1 protein-coding gene is annotated in these 685 nt (G+C 39.6%); it reads left to right on the top strand.

From position 1 onward, the window contains the following. The first annotated feature begins 109 nt into the window (after positions 1-109). Positions 110-685 (top strand): aggregation-promoting factor, encoded by a 576-nt coding sequence (apf, locus tag RV14_RS11715; protein WP_071856400.1) that lies wholly within the window; start codon positions 110-112, stop codon positions 683-685.

The following is a 685-nucleotide window of genomic DNA, read 5'->3' as shown; positions in this document are numbered from 1 at the left end:
TTTTGTTACAAAGTGTCATAAAGCTTTTACCTATGAAATATTTTCTCATGGTAAAGTATTCCTCGTTAATAACAACAAAACTATTTTTAATTGATAAAGGAGATTCTACATGCAATCACTTAAAACATTCTTACTTGGAACAACTTTGACGGCCGGCGCTTTATTTTTTATGGGAACTTCTGCACATGCAGACGAAGCTTACACCGTTCAATCAGGTGATACGCTATCAACGATTTCTCAAAAATACGTTGGCAACAACTCCTTAGTACAATCCATTGCAGAAAAAAATGCGATTTCAAATATTAACCTGATCTATTCAGGTCAACAATTAATGATTCCTACAGAAGAATCCGTCTCTGCTGGACATGAAGCTGCAAAACCAGCAGTTTCACCATCTGCCGCAGACGTTCAACCTACAACTCAACCAGTCGTCGCACAAACTGCTACACCAGCAACTACAACAAGCACAAATGCAGCCAAAGAATGGATCGCACAAAAAGAATCTAGTGGTTCTTATACGGCAGCAAACGGTCGTTATATTGGTCGTTACCAATTAGATGCCGCTTATTTAAATGGCGATTATTCTCCTGCTAATCAAGAACGAGTAGCAGAACAATACGTTGCTTCACGTTACGGTTCATGGGAAGCCGCTCAAGCATTCTGGTTAGCTAACGGCTGGTACTAA

This window comes from Enterococcus ratti, from assembly GCF_001886195.1.
Taxonomy (GTDB): domain Bacteria; phylum Bacillota; class Bacilli; order Lactobacillales; family Enterococcaceae; genus Enterococcus_B; species Enterococcus_B ratti.
Note: the sequence above shows the minus strand (reverse complement) of the source record. Positions and strands in the feature narration are given on the sequence as shown.

What these genes read in the sequence shown, in the direction of transcription:
- apf (WP_071856400.1), top strand. Translation starts at nt 110, where the DNA reads ATGCAATCACTTAAAACATTCTTACTTGGAACAACTTTGACGGCCGGC.